The organism is Nitrospirillum bahiense (assembly GCF_007828025.1).
In the GTDB taxonomy this organism is placed as follows: domain Bacteria; phylum Pseudomonadota; class Alphaproteobacteria; order Azospirillales; family Azospirillaceae; genus Nitrospirillum; species Nitrospirillum amazonense.
Genome location: NZ_VITO01000004.1, coordinates 156,612 through 175,366 on the forward strand (window position 1 = coordinate 156,612; position 18,755 = coordinate 175,366).

The following is an 18,755-nucleotide window of genomic DNA, read 5'->3' on the forward strand; positions in this document are numbered from 1 at the left end:
CCTATAGTGTCGTTGAAAGTCGAATCCGGGCCGCCGGGTCGCGAGGCTGGAGACGCAGGGCTGGGACATGGGATTGAAATTCCGCAGCTGCAAGTTTGAGCTGCTGGGCCTGGAAGAGGGCCGCTGGACCATCCTTTTCATTGGCGACACCGAGGAAATGGCGGTGGCCGAGGCCAATCGCCGGCTGGCCCAGGGCAAGCTGAAGGCGGTGCGCGTCATGGCCGTGCGCACGGTCATGAACGCCTTTCCCACTGGCACCCTGGTGTTCGAGAAGACCGCGCCCGAGGTGGTGAAGCCCAGCGTGCTGCGCGAGGCGCCGGATGGCACACCGCTCTGCTCTTCGCCGGAGGACCTGTACGGCCGCCAGTCGCGCCGGGCCATCGCACTGATCTTGAAGGATTACCTGACGCGCCAGCAGATATGCCCGACAGAGCTGCTGCACGGTGCCACCCACCTCCGCCGGTTGCAGGATACCGGCGCCATGCTGCAGGCGGCCCTGCACAAGGCCGCCACGGTGCAGTCCAAGGTGACGGGCCAGAATACCCGTGCCCGCATCGCCGACCTGGACCGTTATGTCGACGTCGTTGCCCAGAAAGCCCGCGACTTCCAGGCGAACAGCCGCAAATGGTCCGTGCCCCTGAACGGCGATGCGGCCGAGCTCAGCGCCGCGGTGGAACGGCTGGTGGGGCCGGAAGGCCACGACCATGCCTTCTACAGCCTGCTGACCGTGCGCCTGGCGGGCATCCGCACCCTGGGCGGCAAGCTGGAGGAGGTGATGCGGCTGGCCACGCCGGAGACGCCGTGGCGGCTGCAGGAAATGCTGGGCGGCATCGCTGCCGACCTTCTGCGTTTTTCCGATGTCATCCAGGACCTGTTCGGCAACCAGCGCTGCCTGTCCGATTTCCTGATCGCGCTGATCGACCTGTTGCGCGATCCGGCGGCCGTGGGGGCCAAGGCAGAGGCTGAGAGCAAGGTGCCCACGCCCATGGGCTTGCTGGCCCGGCTGCTGGCCGACGACCGGCTGCCGGAGGGGCGGGAAGTGTTGCTGGAATGGCTGACCACGGAGCTGGCCAGCGAGCATCCGTTGAACCGTCACGACCCCAAGAGCGAAGGCAGCGAGCTTACCCGCGTCGCCGTGGCGCTGACGGCCGATGGCGCCATTGTCGGGGGCGAGGTCGTGGAACAAGCGCTGGCGGCGCGCCGGCTGATCCAGCGCCAGCAGACCTTGCGCGGCGAAGGCCTTCACATGATCGCCGACAGTCTCAAGCCGAGTTGACACAGGCAGCCGGAAGGCGCCCGGAGAGGCGCCTTCGGGGGCGGGCGCTCAGCCCGCGGCCGCCAGAGGATCCTGGTCGTCGGCGCCGCCCATGCCGCGGCGATAATCCTGCAGGCGGGTGGTGCGCAGGGCCCTGGGGCCGTGGGCGTCAATCAGCCGCTGCCACGACAGGAACTCTTCCTCCGACAAGGTATAACGCGCGCAGGCCTCCTGCATGGTCAGCAGGCCGCTCCGCACCCCGTCCACCACCTGCGCCTTGCGGCGCATCACCCATCGCTTGGTGTCGGGCGGCGGAAGGTCGTTCAGGGTCAAGCCGGCGCCTTGCGCGGCGGCCTTGGCCGCATTACGACCGATCCCCCCGTTCAACAGCGCGCGGGGGCCGCGTCCGGCGTCCTGTGCCGACATGCCTTACCTCATACAGTGCCTATGCGCCCTGGACTCCACCAGGGCCTGCAGCACCATAAGGGCGGGGACGTTAAGAAGAACTGAACGCCCTATTACTTTCAGGCAGGTTCCCTTCGCGCTTACGCGCCGGCGAGCACGCTGGTGACATCGCTCATGTTCACGGTCATGTCGCCCATCTGCAGGGTGGGGGTGGTGCCGGACATATCGACACCGGTCACCTTGCCCGCCACTTTCACGGTGGTGTCCACCGGCTTGCCGCTGCTGTCGGTGGCGACGACCTTCACGCTGTAGGTGCCGTCGGGCAGCACCTTGCCGGAGCTGTCCTTGCCGTCCCAGGAATAGTTGTGGGTGCCGGCGGCGCCGGAAACGTCGGTGGTGCTGACCAGGGCGCCGGTGCTGTCATAGACCGACATGGTGGCGGAGGCGGCGGTGCCGCCATAGGTGACGGAGACGTTCGCCGTGCTGTTCTGCAGCGGGAACTGGTCACCCTGCATCTCCACATACTTACCCAGGTAGTTCAGCGCCTGGCTGGACTGGCCCCCGGCCAGCGTAGACTGGATGGACTTCAGCTGGTTGTTGGCCTCGATCTGCTGTTCGACCGAGCTCATCTGCACCAGCTGCGAGGTCATCTGGTTGGTGTCCATGGGCGACGTCGGATCCTGGTTCTTCAGCTGCGTGGTCAGCAGCGTCAGGAACGTCGTGTAGTTGTTCGTCAGATCGCTCAGCGGGTTGCTGGCTGGCGTGTTGCTGCCCGACGAACCGCTGGGGTTGACGTTGTTGGTGTTGCTGGAACCGCTGACGGCATCGGTCATGATCGCTACTCCCTCAAATCTATCGTCAGATCCGCACGTCGACGCGGCCGAGCGACGGTATGATGGTGTCTTGTGACGGGGCCTCCTCGGGGGCGGCCGCGTCGTCCATGGAGAATTGGGCGCCGTTCTGCCCGCTGCGGCGTTCCTGCTGCTGCTGGGCCTGGCTGTCGTCCTTCAGGTTGAAGGACAGGCTGTCGTTGTCGGTCTGCAAGCCGGCATCCTGAAGGGCGGTCTTCAGGTCGTCGGAGTTGCGCTGCAGCAGGTCCAGCGTCTTGGCGTTGTCCGCCGTCACGCTGGCCCGCACCTTGCCGTCCTTGTGGAAGTCCAGCTTCACGTCGATGCTGCCCATGTCGTCCGGGCTCAGCTGGATGGTGACGCTGTCCATGCCGTTGCTGGCGGCCTTCTGAAAGCCCATCGTTACCTGTTGCAGTACCGGCGGGTATTGCACCGGGCGGGCCGCCTGGGCCGTGCTTGCCAGCTGGGCGGCGAAGCCCGTGGGGAAGGTGTGCTGGCCATCGACCAGGCCCATGAAGCCGCTGGCGTTCAGTGCCGCGTCGCTGGCCGAGGCCGAGCCGCTGGTGCCGTCCGTGGCGGCGGGCAGCAGGCCGTTCTCCGTCGTGGTCAGCAGGCCGTTGCTGGCGGTGTTGGTCCGCCCGGCCTGCTGCTGTTGCAGCAGCGCCTGCAAGGTGGCCTGGGCCGAGGTCGCGGTGTTGGCGGTCGCGTTGCCGTTGCCGGCCGCGTTGGTCAGTGCCGCCATGGGCGTAGTCGCCGCCGGCGTGGCCGTGTCGCCCACCTTGGCCAGGGGGGCCGCGGCGGCCGCATGGGCGTCGGCGTAGATCATGCCGTTGTCGGCAGGTGCCGCCAGAACGCCGTTGCTGCTGCTGTCGTCGGTGGCGCTGTCGGCCGTCTGTTGCCGGGCTTGGTCCGCAGTGGCGGCCCCGGACTTCTGGTCGGGCAGGGTCGTGGCGGTCACGGTGGCACCCTGCGGCTTCGCCGTGTCGCCCTTAGCGCCCTTGGGAGCGCCGGTCTTGAGGCCGGAGCCCGAGGCGGCGACGCCGTCGGCCTTGCCCGTCTTGGTGGCGCCGTCAGTCGCCGTGGTGGCGGCCGTGGCGGCCAGCGCGGCGGCATCGGCCACGGTACCTGCCTGGGCCTTGGTCGCCTGGGCCTGAACAGCCTGGGCCGCCTGGGTCTGAGCCGCCTGGGTCTGGGCTGCCTGGGTCTGGGTGGGGGCGGCGGTGGATGCGCGGCTCGTGGCCGGCGGGATGCCGGCGGCCAGCGCCGCGGCCTTCTGGTCAGCCACGGCCAAGCTGGCGGCGGCCGTGGAGGCGGCGCTGCCTTTGGCGGGCTGGGCTGGGCTGGCCTGCATGGCCTGGGCCGCCAGCGCCGCGTCGGCGGCGGTGGGCTCGGTCACTGGCGTCATTCCAGGAAGCGCCATGCCGGCCTGGACCGCGCCGGTCTGGATCGCACCCGTCTGGGCCGCGCCAACCTGGACCGCATCGGTTTTGGCGGTGTTGGCCTGGATCGCATCCGCCTGGGCGGTAGCGGCCTGGGCGACCGTTTGACCGGCAACGGCTTGACCGGCGGCCGTCGCGTCAGTGGCCATGGCGGCATCTGCCTTGATGGCGTCCGACGGCATCTGGCCGGCGGCGGTCTGCGCGGCCGGCGCGGGAGGGGTGGGCTGCGGTTGCCCGCCCATGGTGGCAGCCAGTGCCGCCAGCGTGGTGTCGGTGGCGGTGCTGTCCTGCGTATCGGTGGCGGTCTGTCCGTCGGTGGCGCCGTCGGCCGCATCGGCGATGACGGTCTTGGCTGACCAGTGGGTTTGCGTCCAGCCGGTGGCGGCCTGCAGGGCTGACGGCGTGTTGGCGGTCATGCCGGTCATCAGGGCGGTCACGGCGGTGCCCGTGGTGGCGCTCGCCGGGGCCGGACCCCCCTTGGCCTGCACGCCCCCCTTGCCTAGGGCGAAGGGAATGGTGGATGGCGTCAAGGGCGAGGGGATCGCCGCGCCACTGGCGCCGCCCGTGCCCTGCCCGGCGGTGAGAAAGGCGGCGCTCTGGCCCGCCGACTGGCTGCCGACGGTGTTGGCGTCGACCATGCCGCTCAGCAACTGGGTGAACAGGTCCGCCGCCTCGCCGCCCGCCGCCGTCCCGCCCAGGATGCCGGACGCGGTGGTCCCCTGGGTGGGGAACAGGCTTTGAACGGACTGGAAACCGGTCATGTGTCGCTTCCTCGGGCCTGGGCGTGTCCATCGCCGGATGGCGGGGACGGTGGCGGGCAAGACGCCCCATCGCCTGGGAAAGCAATCGACGTGCCAGGCGTTGGAAAGGGCCCAGCCCAGGTTTTCCGAGGGTTTTTCAGGATGGCGCGGCCGGGTGGCGGGAAAAACGTCCACCGAGGATGGGAGCTTCTTGCCGCAGCGGGCAGAATCTGCCGCCCCTTGGGCGCCCCCATATGCCAGCGCCCGCCGCCGGCACGGCGGCCGGGGCGGGTGAGGGCGCAAGCCAGGGAGGTGGCGGCTCAGGTCAGAGGCATTGGTTCACGGCCAGGGGCGGGATACCGGCCCGGCGATAGCCCGCCGGACGGGCGGCGCCGTGCTTGGCGACGTAACCCTGTTCCTGGTTGCGCTGTTTGTTGATGGTGTTGACCATGATGTTGACCACCGACTGCGCCACGGCCGCCGCGGCGCGTAGCGTGGTCGCGTTCTCCATGGATTCCTTGTGGAACAATTCGGCCAGGCTTTTCATGCGTGCCTTCAGTTCCGGATTGAGGGCGCGCAGGCCCACCATGTCCAGGCTGATGATGCGCACCGCGTCTTCATAGCTTTTGGTCAGCAGGTGCTTGCGTTCCACCAGGGCCAGCATGGCCTTGATGTCGCGCTTTTTCAGCAGCGCCGTCTCTTCCTGGTACAGCGCCATCAGCCGCTCCATGGCGGCGATCAGCGACAGGGCGCGGGCTTCGGCCGGGCTGGCCATGGCCGGGGCGGGCGGGGGCAGGGAGGGGGTGTCGCTGGGGGTCATGGCGTATCATCCGATGCGGCGTCGGAACCGATGGGGGCGTTGGCGGCGGCGTCCAGCGGCATGTGCTGGGCCAGCGTGGCCTGCGCCTGGGCATAGGCGTTCTTGGGGGCGTTCTTGGGCGCCGCGGACCCCGCGGCGGCGTTCTGGGAACGATGCAGCGGGTCGGCGCCGGCCGCCTTCTCCTGCATGCGCATCATTTCCTTCTTGATCTCGTCGGCGATGCCCAGGCCGCCGCCCTTGGTGATGGCCTTGGCCTGCTCTTCGATCATCATGCCGCGGAACATTTCCTCCGCATGGCCACCGCCGAAGTTCTCGTCGACCTTCACGCCTTCCCACATGTGCTGCAGCATCTGGCTGATGAAGACGGACTCGAACTCCTTGGCCGCCTTCTCGATGGCCGCGTCGTCCTTCATGCCGCTTCCGGGGCCGGCCTGCGGCTTGGGCGTCCCCTTTGCGTCCATGAGCGCCTTGGCATCGTAGCCGGGGGGCGACAGCTTTATGTCGTCGCTCATCACATCACCTTCAGTTCGGCCTGCAGGGCGCCGGCGGCCTTGATCGACTGCAGGATGGAGATCATGTCGCGGGGGCTGACGCCCAGGGCGTTCAGGCTCTGCACCAGATCCTGCAGGGACACGCCGGAGGGCAGGATGGCCAGCTTCTTGCCCTGTCCGTCGTCCACCTGGATGTTGGTGCGGGGCACGGTGGTGGTGGTGCCGCCACTCAAGGGGCCGGGCTGGGAGACCTGCGGCGTCTCCGTGATCTTGATGGTCAGGTTGCCCTGGGCGATGGCGACCGTGTTGATGCGGACGTTCTCACCCATCACGATCACGCCTGAGGCCTCGTCGATGACCACGGTGGCCGGGTTGTCGGGGGCCACCTTCAGCTGCTCGATGTCGCGCATGAAGCCCACCAGGTCCATCTTGCGGCCGGCCGGCACGTTCACCGTCACGTTGGACGGGTCCATGGCCATGGCCGTGCCCATGCCGATGGCGGCGTTGATGGCGTCGGCGATGCGCTTGGCGGTGGTGAAGTCGGGATTGTGCAGGGCCAGGTGCAGGGCCTGCATGTCGGACATCCGGAAGTCCACGGTGCGTTCCACCAGGGCGCCGGCGGCGATGCGGCCGGCGGTGGGGACGCCGCGCGTGACGCTGGCGGCGGCACCCTGCGCGGTGAAGCCGGAAATGGCCACGGGGCCCTGAGCCACCGCGTAGACGTCGCCGTCGGGCGCCAGCAGGGGCGTGCCCACCAGGATGCCGCCCTGCAGACTCTTGGCGTCACCCAGCGTGCCCACCTGCACGTCGATGCGCGTGCCTTGCGCCGCGAAAGGGGGCAGGGTGGCGGTGACCATGACGGCTGCCACGTTCTTGGTGGTCAGCGTGGTGCCGCGGATGTTCACGCCCAGGCGTTCCAGCATGCCGTACAGGCTCTGCTGCGTGAAGGGCGCGTTGTTGATGGTATCGCCGGTGCCGTTCAGGCCGACGACCAGGCCGTAGCCCACCAGGACGTTGTCACGCACGCCCTCCACATCCACGATGTCCTTCAGGCGCGACTGCGCGCCGGCCGGCTGGGCGGCACCCAGGGCCAGGACGGCGGCCAGCACGACGACGGCGCGCTTGAGGGCGCGGCCGAGGGCGGTGGTGGAACGGATGCGGGCGTTCGTGGACACGGGGGGGATACTCCCTGAAACAGATGCCGCTCCTCTAGCGAACTTCATGCCAACCGCAGCATGCGCCCAAACCCGGCGGTTTCCCAGGGGCCGCCGCCGGAACCAGGGCCGTTGGCCCGCCGTCATGACCAAAGGCGGCCGAATATCCCCGGCAAAAATTGCCCTATGCGCGTCTTCCCTGCGGATGGTAACAATAAGACAGGCTGCAGGCCCGCCAAACCGGCGGAATCGCCCCCTTTTCTGGTTCTTGTCCGGGAGGGGACGGGTGACAAGGTCCGGGTGTTCCGGGTGGCTGGCCCAGATTGCGGTGGCGGCACGATATGAAGATCCAAGGTCCCGGTTCCTCCCTTCCCTCCAGCCAGACGCGCAAAACGCAACGGGCCGGCGGCGACAGCTTCCGCACCCAGGTATCGGAAGGTGACGGTGATGAGGGCGTGAAGTCCGTGACCGGTGCGCAGACCGCGATGGCCATCACGCCGCTGCTGGCCCTGCAGGAGGTTGACGACGCGCTGAACTCCAAGCGCAAGGCCCGCCAGCGCGCGGAAAACCTGTTGGACAAGCTGGAGGAACTGCGGCTAGGCCTGCTGGCCGGCACCTTCCCGCGTGAACGGCTGCAGGATTTGGTGCGCATGGTGCAGAGCCGGCGCGAGACGGTGGCCGACCCCCGCCTGCAGGAAGTGCTGGATGAGATCGACCTGCGCGCCCAGGTGGAACTGGCCAAGCTCGAATCGGCGTCGCGCTAAGGCGCGGGGGGAGGGGGCGGCTCAGCGCGGGCGCCCGCGGACGGAGAGCCGTTCTATTCTTATACGCTTATACCTGTAATCCGAATGGCCGGCCGCCTTCTCGCTTTGGGCGGGAGTGGGCATAATTGCCATCCATTTCAGTGACTTAAACATCGCATGCCGGCGCTGCGCGCAGTATTGCGGGTTGCGTTGCGTCTCCCTATACTCCGCGCCGTCTCGATCACACTGGATTCGGACCAAAACATATGTCGTCTCCGATACTTCCCCCGGATTACCGCCCGTCCGAGGATGAGCCGTACATGAGCCCCGTGATGACGGAGTACTTCCGTCAGAAGCTGCTGCAATGGCGCGCGGAGCTTTTGAAAGAGTCCACCGAAACCCTGGTCAATCTTCAGGATGGCGGCATTCAGGAACCGGACATCGCCGACCGCGCCTCGGCGGAAACCGACCGGTCCCTGGAACTGCGCACCCGCGACCGGGAGCGCAAGCTGATCAGCAAGATCGATGAGGCTATCGAACGAATCGAACTGGGCGAATACGGCTATTGCGAGGAGACGGGGGAGCCCATCGGCGTCCGCCGTCTGGAGGCCCGCCCCATCGCCACCCTGTCGGTGGAAGCCCAGGAGCGGCATGAGCGGATGGAGCGCACGCAGCGCGACGATTGAACCCGCAGCTGGGCGTGGCGGCCTTGGGGCCGTCACGTCGCCAGTTCAGTATACACTCCGGTGCCGGCGCAGAACGGTGGATGGCGTTTCGCCGAACGCCGCCAGGAAATCCTTGCTGAAACGACTTAGATCGCCGTAACCGCAGGAAAGGGCGATCTCCGTCACGGTAAGCGCGGGCAGTCCGCTCTCCGCCATCAGGCGCGCGCGTTTCAGTCGCGTCCGTTTCAGGAACTCCATGGGTGAATAACCGCGGTGTTCGGCGAAAGCGCGAAAGACGCTGCGTGCGCTGGCTCCGGTGGCCGTGACGATATCCTCGACTGTCAGGGGATCGTCGGCGTGGGCTTCAATGAAGTCTTCCGCCCGCCGGACTTGCCATGGCGCGATCCCACGAACAGGGCCGTCGAGGATGGGCCGGTAGTTATGCGTGCCGGTGACCAGCAATGAGGTCGTCAGCGCCTGCTCCAACTCCGCCAGAACCAGACGACCGGCGGGCCCGGGCAAGTTGTTCGCCGCGTTGGCCAAGTTTGAGAGGATCTCCCTCAAGGCGCGCCCGTTTGGGGTCTGGAGGTCCAGCGCGGCTGTGAAGTTCAACGGACCATCTATGGCCTCGCCGGTCAGGGCGGCGAGTTTTCGGGTCAACATGGCAACCGGCACGCGCCAGGCGAATTGCTGGAATCCCTGATGAAAATCGATCTTCGCATCAGCGGAGGAGACGCAGGCCATGGTTGGGGCCAAGGCGACATCCTGACCAGCGGTGCTTGTCTGGCCGCTTCCCGTCCAAGGGATTTGCAGCCTCATGTACGTCCCTTCACCGAAGCTCAGTGTGACGGGGAAGCCATAAGAACAAAACCAGAGGTCACTTCCCGGTAGGCGGCAGTGGTTCGCCCGGGTGTCGCAGGTCGGCATTGAGACCGGCCCCCGCACTACGGTGGCGGCAAGGCGGCTCTCGGCGAACGCCACCGCTTCGTCCGTCTTCGACGTGTTGAAGGACAAGTGATTGGACAGCGGTAAGGGGGCTGTTCCCGCGTCCATGCGTGTTGCAGCCAACGTCCTGTCGTCCTCGCGCTCAGGTCACACGATATTCGTGCTGGGCGTCGATTCGTACCATCTCCAAGGTGGCGGGGCCATTGAGCGAGATCAAACCTAACCCAATGATCTAGGGATTTGGCGCTTGGTGCCAAGCTTTGGCATCGTACGACAAGTAAAAATCCTCAGGATTGTTAGGATAAAATGTCGCGTTGCCAACAAATATAAGAGAATTTAGAGCAGTCAAAGCAGCATAACATCATTGCAAATTGACCGGTATATATCATTTTTATTGTGGGAAAATTTTCCATGTCAACACTAAATTAACGAATAATGCTTTAAATCGACATTGTGTGGATCGGGAAGGGAGATTTCTGACAGCGATACGCTGTCGACGCCCGCCAGATCAGCCATAAATACATGGAGGTGCCCAATGTTCGAAACGCGTCACAGCCGTGAAATGGCTGGGAAGCTGGCAGCCTTGGACAAGTCTCAAGCCATCATCGAGTTTGCCCTCGATGGCACGATCCTGGCGGCCAACGCCAATTTCCTGAAGGTCATGGGCTATGCCTGGGATGAAATCAAAGGTCGTCACCACAGTCTGTTCATGGAGCCGAGGCTCAAGGAAAGTGCCGAGTACGCGCAGTTTTGGGACTCCCTGCGAAGGGGGGAGTTCCAGGCGGCGCAGTTCAAACGGATCGGCAAGAACGGCAAGGAGGTCTGGATCGAGGCGTCCTACAATCCGATCTGCGACGGCAGGGGGCGACCCTTCAAGGTCGTCAAGTTCGCCACCGATGTGACGGCGCAGAAGATGGAATATGTGGACCTGCGCGGCCAGGTGGAGGCGATCAACAAATCCCAGGCGGTGATCGAGTTCGCGATGGATGGGACGATCCTTACGGCCAACGGGAATTTCCTCCGGACCATGGGGTACGCGCTCGATGAGATAAGAGACCGCCACCACAGCTTATTTGTCGATGCGGAGACGCGGGACAGCGGCGCCTATCACGCTTTTTGGCGGGACCTGCAGCGGGGTGAATTCCGTGCGGCGCAATTCAAGCGCCTCGGCAAAGGCGGGAAAGAGGTTTGGATCGAGGCATCCTACAATCCCATTCTCGACCTCAACGGCAAGCCCTTCAAAGTGGTGAAGTATGCGACCGACATCACCGCCCATGTCCAGACGATGGCGGATCTGAAGACCCTCATCGATCGGAACTTCGGTGAGATCGATCAAGCCGTGACGCAGTCGAACCAGCAGTCCGAGGACGCCGCTCAGGCCGCGGGCGAGACGTCCGGCGCGGTCCAGATGATGGCGTCAAGCGCGGAGGAACTGGCCGCTTCCATCCGCGAAATCGCGCAGAGCATGACCCAGTCCCGGTCGGCGACGGAAAATACCGCCGAACTGGCGGTGCGCGCCGACGCGGCCACCCAGCGCCTGGCTGCGGTCGCCAAGTCGATGGAAGGCGTGGTTGACGTCATCCGCACCATCGCCGGACAGATCAATTTGCTGGCGTTGAACGCGACCATCGAGGCCGCGCGGGCGGGGGACGCCGGCAAGGGCTTCGCCGTGGTGGCGACGGAGGTCAAGAACCTGGCCAACCAATCCGCGAAGGCCACCCAGAAGATCTCGGAGGAGATCGAGGGCATGCAGGCCGTGTCCGGTGACGTGGTCGGCTCGCTGGACGCCATCCGCCAATCCATCAGCACGGTGCGAGAGTTCGTGGCATCGACCGCCAGCGCCGTGGAGGAGCAGAGCGCCGTCACCCGCGACATGTCGTCGAACATGCAGAAGACGGCCGGTGCCGTGGAAACGGTGACCCGCAGCCTTTCCAGCATCTCGGCCGCCAATCAGCAGGTGGGCGAGGCGGTGGGGCGGACGAAGGAAGCCGCCCGCGTCCTGGCTCGTTAGCTTTGAGACCTGTCAGTATCTGGATAAAAGAAGGGCCGGTGCCACGCGACACCGGCCCTTTTCAGTTTGTTCGAGGTCAACAAAGGTCCACAGAGGCCCCGTGGATGCGGGGGACTAACAGGCGAAAATGGAACTCGGGTGATCCGCTGCGGCCGCGCGGGCCGGAAGGTTGCGGGCCGGAAGGTTGCGGGGAAGCCCGGCGGCGGGGGCACCGCCGGGCCGCTGACGTCTCAGAAGGTCATCAGAAGGGTAGGAGGACATCCAGCAGCTGCTGGCCATAGCGCTCCTGCTGCACGTCGGTGATCTGGCCGCGGCCGCCGTAGGAGATGCGGGCTTCGGCGATCTTCTCGTAGGAAATGGCGTTGGTGTTGTCGATGTCCTCGGGCCGGATGATGCCCTGGATGGTCAGCTCGCGCAGTTCGTAGTTCACCCGCACCTCCTGCTTGCCCTGGATCACCAGGTTGCCGTTGGGCAGGACCTGGGTGATCAGGGCGGCGATCTTCAGGTCGATCTTTTCGGAGCGGGCGACCGTGCCCTTGCCGTCCGACGCCTTGGCGCTGGTGGTCGATACCAGGCTGGAGGCCGACGTGGCGGAGTTCAGCACCTTGGGGATCTGGGCCTCCAGGCCGAAGAAGTTGGGGATGCCCATGCTGTCGGAATTGGCGCGCGACCGCTTGGTCTCGTTGGAGACGTCGGCGCTGTCGTTTATGGAGATGGCGATGGTCAGGATGTCGCCGGTCTGGCTGGCGCGCTGGTCCTTGAAGAAGGCGCGGGCGCCCGGGCGCCACAGCGAGTTGGCCTGGCGCTCCAGCACCGGCGGGGTGGGCATGGGCATGCGCACCGGCTGGTAGCCCTTCTGCGTCGTGGGGTCGGACAGGGTGCTCATGTCCGGCGCCTTGCCGATGTTGTTGATGCGGTCGACGGCGCCGCAGCCGCTGAGCGCCACGGTGGCGACGGTGGCGACGAGGAGAGCGCGGATGGTGGAAGGCACAGGCATGATGTCTCTCCTCAATTCAGGGCGGTGCGGGTGGTGCGGGCGGCCGCCACGGGGGCCTGAGCCGTCGGCTGCACCATGACAAGGTCGGGGCCGGCCACGCGGGCGTCGATGGTCCGGTTGCTGGCGGTGTTGGTGACGCGGATGATCTCGTTGACGCCGCCTTCGGTCTGGGCGCGGCCCTGGACCGTCAGGGTCATGTTGCCGGACTGCAGCATCATGGTGACCAGGGCGCCGCGGGTGACCACCACCGGCGCCCGCACCTCGTCGGTGCGCACCGGCTGGTAGGGGCTGGCGCCGTGGCGCACGGTCAGGCCGATCAGGTCGCGGGCCTCGGTCACCACGTCGCCGCTGATGCGGGTGCGCGGCACCTTGGTCCATTCCACGTCGCTGGCGGCGATGGTCTCGCCCGGGGCCACGCGGCGGTTCAGCACCGGCAGGGTGACCATGACGGCCACGCGGGCGCCGAAGCTCTGGCGGATGACGGGCTCGCCCTTGGCCGGGATCACCAGGTCACCGGTGGCGCGGCCGCGGGCGGCATCGTAGTTCACGTTGGTGAAGCCGATGCTGCTGTCGCTGTTGGCCGGCAGACGCAGGACGGTGCCGGGGTTGTCCAGCTGCACTTCCATACCGGCCGGGGCGCCGGCGTCGGCCAGGGCCTTGGTGAAGGCGGCCTGGATCTGGTCGGCGGTCACGTCCACCGAGGGGCGGCTGACGATCACGCGCTCATTACCGGTGGACTTCCAATCCACGCCGTTGGCGGCGGCGATGCGGTCCAGCACCGAGGCGTCGTAGGTGATGCGGTGGCCGGGCGCCGGGGCCTGGCCGATGACGATGGTGGCCTGGTTGGGGCCCAGCGCGTCGAACAGGTCGCCCAGGTGGATGGTGTCGGCGTTGACATCCACGTCGCCATGCAGGTCGGCGGCCGTGGCGGCGCCGGCGCTGAAGAGGATGCTGGTGCCCAGCAGGATGGTGGCCAAGGCTTTCATGACTGTTCTCCGCTTTCCGCCGCCGTCACTTCATGTTCGTGATGGACTGCAGCATCTGGTCCGTCGTGGTCACGACGCGCGAATTCATCTCGTAGGCGCGTTGCGCCTGGATCAGGTTGGTGATCTCGGTCACGACGTTGACGTTGGAGGTTTCCAGCGCGTTCTGGGTGATGCGGCCGAAACCGGTGGAGCCGGGGACGGCGGTGACAGGCTGGCCCGAGGCCGGGGTTTCCAGCAGCAGGTTGTCACCGACGGCTTCCAGGCCGGCCGCGTTGGGGAAGTTCGCCAGGGTCAGCTGGCCGACGATGGCCGGGTTCACCTGGCCGTCGATCTTGGCCTGCACCTGGCCCGAGGCGTCCACCGAGATGTCCACCGCGTTCTGCGGGATGGTAAAGCCGGGGTTCAGCAGGTAGCCGTCGGACGTGACCACCTGGCTGTTGGCGTTCAGCGAGAAGGAGCCGGCGCGGGTGTAGGCGATCTGGCCGCTGGGCAGCGTCACCTGGAAGAAGCCGTTGCCATTGATCGCCAGGTCCAGGCTGTTGCCGGTGGTGGTGATGTTGCCCTGCTCGTTGATGCGGTACACGGCCGCCGTCTTCACGCCCGCGCCGATCTGGATGCCGGTGGGGACGATGGTGCCGGCATCGGAGGAGTTGGAACCGACGCGGCGCATGTTCTGGTAGAGCAGGTCCTGGAATTCGGCGCGCTGCCGCTTGAACCCGGTCGTCGTCATGTTCGCGATGTTGTTCGAGATGACTTCGACGTTGGTCTGCTGGGCCTGCATGCCCGTGGCGGCGATGGAGAGGCTGCGCATGATCTGTTTCTCCTACTTCTTCGGCGTCACGGAGGCGTTATTGGGCTTTGGCGAGGTGGCTGATCGCGTTGCGGATGCGATCGTGTTCCTCTTCCACCAGCTTCTGGGTCATCTGGTATTGGCGCAGCACGTCGATCATCGCGGTGGATTCGACGATGGCCTGCACGTTGGAGGCCTCGACCGCACCCTGCGTCACCTGCGGGTTGGCTGACGGGCGCGGCGTCTGGGTCGTGGTCATCAGGCCGCCGCCCAGGGTCTGCATCTGCTGCTGGTCGTCGAAGCTGACGATCTTCAGCTTGCCCAGCTGGGCGCGGTCGGCCATCACGGTGCCGTCGCCCTGGATCTTCAGGTCGGTGGTGCCGTCGGGGACGGTGATGCGGTTGTCGTTGGTGTCCAGCACGGGCAGGCCGTTCTGGTCCACGATCTCACGACGGTCGTTCAGCTGGAAATTGCCGGCGCGGGTGTAGCGCGGGCCGGACAGCGTCTCCACCGTGAAGTAGCCGTCGCCCTTCAGCGCCAGGTCCAGGGTGTTGTTCGTCACCTGCAGGGCGCCGGCGCGGGTATCGCGCATCAGGCCGTAGTCCTGGACGAAGGAGACCCGTTCGCCGCGGGCCGGCTTCTCCAGGTATTCCTGGAACAGCATGCGCTGCTGCTTGTAGCCCGTCGTGTTCATGTTGGCGATGTTGTTCGCCACCACATCCAGCTGCCGGGACAGCGCCTCCTGACGGGACAGCGCCACGTAAATCGGGTTTTCCATTTTCGCCTCGAACGTCGCTGCCGGTCGATGCCGGCCGCTTGTTAGTCGCCTCCCTATATGCAGGGGGTGTGCCAACATTCGAGATCGATAAGAATCAATGGTTTAGCTTGAGGCAGCCTGGGCAAGGGCGGCAGGGGGTTCCCCTTGCGGCAGTTTCTGCCGGACCAGGGGGGCCAAGCTGGTTCCGGGCGGCGGTTTTTACCCCCCGATCCGGCACCGTCCCCAAAAGCCGACCGCCCGCCCCTTTAGGGGGCGGGCGGTCGAACCTTGAACCGGATGAGAGGTGCCAGGATCAGGCGGCGTCGGCCGCGACCTGCATCTTCACGATCTTGTCGGGGTCGGTGACGCTGCCGTTGTCACGACGGCTGCCCTTCTTCAGGGCGTCGACGAACTCCATGCCCTCGGTAACCTTGCCCCAGACGGTGTACTGGCGGTCCAGGAAGGTGGCGTCGTCGAAGCAGATGAAGAACTGGCTGTCGGCGCTGTCCGGGTTCATGGCGCGGGCCATGGAGCAGACGCCGCGCACATGCGGCTCGGCCGAGAATTCCGCTTTCAGCTTCTTGCCCGAACCGCCGGTGCCGTCGCCGATGGGGCAGCCGCCCTGGGCCATGAAGCCCTCGATGACGCGGTGGAAGCTCAGGCCGTTGTAGAAGCCGTCGCGGGCCAGTTCCTTGATACGGGCGACATGGTTGGGGGCCAGGTCGGGGCGGAGCGCGATGACGACGCGGCCGGCCGGCAGGTCGAGATACAGGGTGTTCTCAAGATCCATTTTGGGAAGCTCGTTCTTGTGGTGGGCGCGTCCGTGTCCGGCTTTGCCGGTCGGCGGACCATAGCGCCCCCGCCGGCCGATTTGAACCGCCCTTCTGGCGCAGCCGCCCCCCGCCTGCGGCAAAATTCGCGGGTTGGGGTGCCAAAATCGGCAAGCGACTTGCATGAGGGGACGGTCGAGGTCGGTGACCGGACCTTCTTGCCGCACACAGGGGGCTGTGGTGCGGCTTGTGGTCCGTCGCTGGTCTTGCCACTCTCCACCACGGTTCCGGGTACCACCGGGGCCGGGAAGGGACTTGTACACCCCATGTCCATGCCGCCGTTACGGCCGCCGCCCGGAATGCGGCCCCCCAACCTGCGCGCGCCCAAGGCCAAGCGCCGCATGACGCCCGGCGTGTGGCGCCTGCCGTCGTGGCGGGCCGCGCTGCGGGGGTGGCGGTGGCCGATCTCGTTCAAGGCCGGCCTGCCGCCGTGGGGGGCTCGCTGGCTGTGGGGCCTGGTTCCTGTCACCCTGACCATCGCGGGGGGCATTTTGGCCGGCCGGCTGATTCTGCCGGCCACGGCGGAACAGCGGCTGAAGGCCGCCCTGGTCGAGGCTGGCTTCGCCGATGCCCAGGTGACGGTGCGGCATGCCGGCTGGGGCTGGCTGGAGGCTGGCGTGCGCCTGCAACCAGGGCTGGAGGCGGACACCGTGCTGGTGACCTTCGCCGGCCTGGTGCCCTGGGGCCGGCCGGCGCGCCTGGCGCTGACCGGGGTCAGCCTGGATGCCGGCCATCTGGATGGGCAGGCCCTGGCGCGCTTGACGGATCTGCCCATCGACCATGTGGACATTGGCTCGGCCCAGCTGATCCACGGTGACTGGTCGATGCCCTTGGCCCTGCACGCCACGCTCGATCATAGGGCGGGGGACGGGGCGGAGGCGGGCGCGTGGCAAGGGCAGGCGGTGATGGAGCCGGCAGCCGGCTGGCCGGCGCTTGCCGTGACCGTCAGCCTGACCAGGACGTCGGATGGTCCCGCGCTGCGGCTGGCCGCGGCGCCGGGCGCCACCCCGATGGTGTCGGGCACCCTGGCCGCCGGCCCCAACGGCACGGCCAAGGCTGAACTGACGGTGACGGACCTGCGCGTGCGTGATTGGGGTGGCCCCATTTCAGCCCATCTGGCGGCGCAGGGCGGTGGGGACCACTGGACCGTGAGTGCCACCGCCGAGACGCCCGACGCCCACCTAGCCCTGGAGGGCGCCAAGCCCTGGACGGGCATTCAGGGGATCGGCACACAGGGGACGGGCATGCAGGCCACCATGCCCCCCGCGCCGTGGGGGCTTACCCTGCGCGCCCGGGGGGCCGGGACCTGGAGCGGCGAGGGTCTGCTGACCGTGGCCGGCACCGGCGAGGGGCGCGCCCTGGCCGTGACCGTCGCGGCGGAGGGGATGACGGCGCCGGAACTGCCGCTGATGGCCGCTTTCCTCAACGGCGGCGGAAACCTGACGCCGGAAGGCGATGGCGCCTGGCGCCTGGACCTGACCCGCGCGGCGCAGCTGGGTGGGCGGTTGCGGGACGGGCAGGGGACGCCGGTCAGCGTGGGCTGGGACCCTGGTGCCGACGGCCACCTTGCGGTGGCCTGGCGCGGCGGTTGGGGCAAGGAACGCCGGGGACATGCCGAGGCGCAAGGCGCCCTGGTGGGGCGCCTGGGGCCGGCGGCCACGCCCCTCGTCGCCGGTGGCACCACCGGCCTGCATATCGCCGCCGATTGGGATGCCGGGGGCTTGAGCGCCCTGGAGGCGTCCGCCGCGTCGGTGGAGGCGCCGGTGCTGCTGGGCGGTACGCTGGAAGGGGCGCATCTGTCCGCCGGCTTCGATCGCGCCAACCGCGCCAATCCCTGGCAATTGACCCTGGATGGCGGCCGTGTGGCAGGCACGATGCTGCCGCCCCTGGCCCTGGCTGTCACCTTGTCCGGCGATCCGGCTGCCACGCTGACCCTGGCGGGCCAGGCCCGGGGACTAGGCACGCCCCTGGTCCTGGGGCTCAGTGGGCATTGGACCGGGGCGGAGAAGCGGGGGGAGGCGGCGGCGGTGCTGGAGCCGCTGACGCTGTCCAACGTGCCGGATCTCAGCCGCCTGCTGCCTGGCGCCGGCCTGGCGGGACCAATCCAGGGCCTGGGCACGGTGGCGGGCCGCGCCCATCTGTCGTGGGAGCAGGGGCATCTGACCGGGTCGGGGGAGGTGCGGGCCGGTGCCGTCAGCCTCGCCGGCCCATCGTTGGCCATCGACGGCCTCAAGGGGGCGGTGGCGCTGGACGGGCTGTTCCCGCTGCACAGCCCGCCTGCCCAGCATATCGAGGCCAAGGCCGTGCGTGCCGCCCTGGCGCTGGAGGACGTCGGGTTGGATTTCCAGCTGGCGGACGGCCGGGTGCTGCTGCAAGGCGGCGATTTGGCCTGGGCCGGCGGCCACGTGCATCTGTCGCCGGAGGAGGGCGGCGGCTTCAGCGCCACGGCGGCGGGGGTGGATTTGGCCCAAGCCCTGCCGGCATGGACGGCGGCTGGCTACACCCTGCAAGGAAAGCTGGCTGGGCGCCTGCTGGGACGCTTCGACGGCATGGCGCCGGTGCTGGCCTATGGCGGCCTGCAGGCGGAAGCGCCTGGCCACATCGGCTATGCGGATACGACCGGCGCCGGTGTGCCGGTGGTGCTGAACCCCGACCACAATGGCAAGGTTGCCCTGGTGACCCGGGCGCTGGCCGATTACGACTATCAGGCGCTGACCCTGGAGCCCAAGGGCCCGATCCTGACCGATCCCCGCGCTCGCCTGCTGCTGCGCGGCGTCAACCCGGGGTTCTACGGCGGCTATCCGGTCGACCTGGATCTGGAATTGGACGCCGGCGACCTATCGGGCACCGGTGCCTCAGAACGACGGCAATAAGGACTG

Annotated in this window: 17 protein-coding genes; 5 read left to right on the plus strand and 12 right to left on the minus strand. The window is 67.3% G+C overall.

Annotated features, from left to right (window positions below; genetic code table 11):
- Positions 1-67 precede the first annotated feature (67 nt).
- Positions 68-1,276, plus strand: coding sequence for a hypothetical protein (locus FBZ88_RS07570; protein ID WP_145616139.1), 1,209 nt, complete (start codon positions 68-70; stop codon positions 1,274-1,276).
- 48 nt (positions 1,277-1,324) lie between these two features.
- On the opposite strand, the gene sciP is transcribed toward FBZ88_RS07570, so the two are convergent.
- The 6 genes from sciP to FBZ88_RS07600 all read right to left on the minus strand — a co-directional run bounded on the left by sciP (position 1,325) and on the right by FBZ88_RS07600 (position 7,173).
- On the minus strand, positions 1,325-1,681 hold the full coding sequence (gene sciP, locus FBZ88_RS07575) for a CtrA inhibitor SciP (protein WP_145616141.1): 357 nt from the start codon (positions 1,679-1,681) through the stop codon (positions 1,325-1,327).
- Positions 1,682-1,800: 119 nt separating this feature from the next.
- Positions 1,801-2,493 carry a flagellar hook capping FlgD N-terminal domain-containing protein gene (locus tag FBZ88_RS07580; protein ID WP_145616143.1) on the minus strand — a complete coding sequence of 231 codons (693 nt, stop codon included), beginning with the start codon at positions 2,491-2,493 and terminating at the stop codon, positions 1,801-1,803.
- A gap of 25 nt (positions 2,494-2,518) precedes the next feature.
- Entirely contained in the window at positions 2,519-4,708 is a 2,190-nt protein-coding gene (locus FBZ88_RS07585) for a flagellar hook-length control protein FliK (protein WP_145616144.1), read from the minus strand.
- Positions 4,709-5,012: 304 nt separating this feature from the next.
- Entirely contained in the window at positions 5,013-5,507 is a 495-nt protein-coding gene (locus FBZ88_RS07590) for a flagellar protein FlgN (protein WP_145616146.1), read from the minus strand.
- Positions 5,504-6,019: a rod-binding protein gene (locus FBZ88_RS07595; protein ID WP_145616148.1), complete on the minus strand. Its 516-nt coding sequence runs from the start codon at positions 6,017-6,019 to the stop codon at positions 5,504-5,506. The genes FBZ88_RS07590 and FBZ88_RS07595 overlap by 4 nt, the downstream gene beginning before the upstream one ends.
- Complete coding sequence (locus tag FBZ88_RS07600) at positions 6,019-7,173, minus strand: flagellar basal body P-ring protein FlgI (RefSeq protein WP_246138551.1); 1,155 nt, start codon at positions 7,171-7,173, stop codon at positions 6,019-6,021. The genes FBZ88_RS07595 and FBZ88_RS07600 overlap by 1 nt, the downstream gene beginning before the upstream one ends.
- A gap of 320 nt (positions 7,174-7,493) precedes the next feature.
- On the opposite strand from FBZ88_RS07600, the gene FBZ88_RS07605 reads away from it, so the two are divergent.
- Entirely contained in the window at positions 7,494-7,916 is a 423-nt protein-coding gene (locus tag FBZ88_RS07605; protein ID WP_004272668.1) for a flagellar assembly protein FliX, read from the plus strand.
- A gap of 245 nt (positions 7,917-8,161) precedes the next feature.
- Positions 8,162-8,581: an RNA polymerase-binding protein DksA gene (gene dksA, locus FBZ88_RS07610; RefSeq protein WP_004272667.1), complete on the plus strand. Its 420-nt coding sequence runs from the start codon at positions 8,162-8,164 to the stop codon at positions 8,579-8,581.
- 45 nt (positions 8,582-8,626) lie between these two features.
- On the opposite strand, the gene FBZ88_RS07615 is transcribed toward dksA, so the two are convergent.
- Positions 8,627-9,613, minus strand: coding sequence for a helix-turn-helix domain-containing protein (locus FBZ88_RS07615; RefSeq protein ID WP_145616151.1), 987 nt, complete (start codon positions 9,611-9,613; stop codon positions 8,627-8,629).
- 427 nt (positions 9,614-10,040) lie between these two features.
- Here FBZ88_RS07615 and FBZ88_RS07620 point away from each other — a divergent pair, with 427 nt between their 5' ends.
- Complete coding sequence (locus FBZ88_RS07620; protein WP_145616153.1) at positions 10,041-11,516, plus strand: methyl-accepting chemotaxis protein; 1,476 nt, start codon at positions 10,041-10,043, stop codon at positions 11,514-11,516.
- A 241-nt stretch (positions 11,517-11,757) separates the two neighbouring features.
- Here FBZ88_RS07620 and flgH read toward each other — a convergent pair whose 3' ends face one another.
- The 5 genes from flgH to FBZ88_RS07645 form a co-directional block, all read right to left on the minus strand.
- Positions 11,758-12,513, minus strand: coding sequence for a flagellar basal body L-ring protein FlgH (gene flgH, locus FBZ88_RS07625; RefSeq protein ID WP_145616155.1), 756 nt, complete (start codon positions 12,511-12,513; stop codon positions 11,758-11,760).
- 11 nt (positions 12,514-12,524) lie between these two features.
- Positions 12,525-13,499, minus strand: a complete 975-nt coding sequence (gene flgA, locus FBZ88_RS07630) for a flagellar basal body P-ring formation chaperone FlgA (RefSeq protein WP_145616157.1) — start codon at positions 13,497-13,499, stop codon at positions 12,525-12,527.
- Between the two features lie 25 nt (positions 13,500-13,524).
- Entirely contained in the window at positions 13,525-14,310 is a 786-nt protein-coding gene (gene flgG, locus FBZ88_RS07635; RefSeq protein WP_145616158.1) for a flagellar basal-body rod protein FlgG, read from the minus strand.
- Positions 14,311-14,347: 37 nt separating this feature from the next.
- Entirely contained in the window at positions 14,348-15,067 is a 720-nt protein-coding gene (gene flgF, locus FBZ88_RS07640; RefSeq protein ID WP_145616159.1) for a flagellar basal-body rod protein FlgF, read from the minus strand.
- Positions 15,068-15,359: 292 nt separating this feature from the next.
- On the minus strand, positions 15,360-15,836 hold the full coding sequence (locus tag FBZ88_RS07645; protein WP_004272662.1) for a peptidylprolyl isomerase: 477 nt from the start codon (positions 15,834-15,836) through the stop codon (positions 15,360-15,362).
- Positions 15,837-16,175: 339 nt separating this feature from the next.
- Between FBZ88_RS07645 and FBZ88_RS07650 the strand changes: the two genes are divergently transcribed.
- Entirely contained in the window at positions 16,176-18,749 is a 2,574-nt protein-coding gene (locus FBZ88_RS07650) for an intermembrane phospholipid transport protein YdbH family protein (protein ID WP_145616161.1), read from the plus strand.
- The last annotated feature ends 6 nt before the right edge of the window (positions 18,750-18,755 follow it).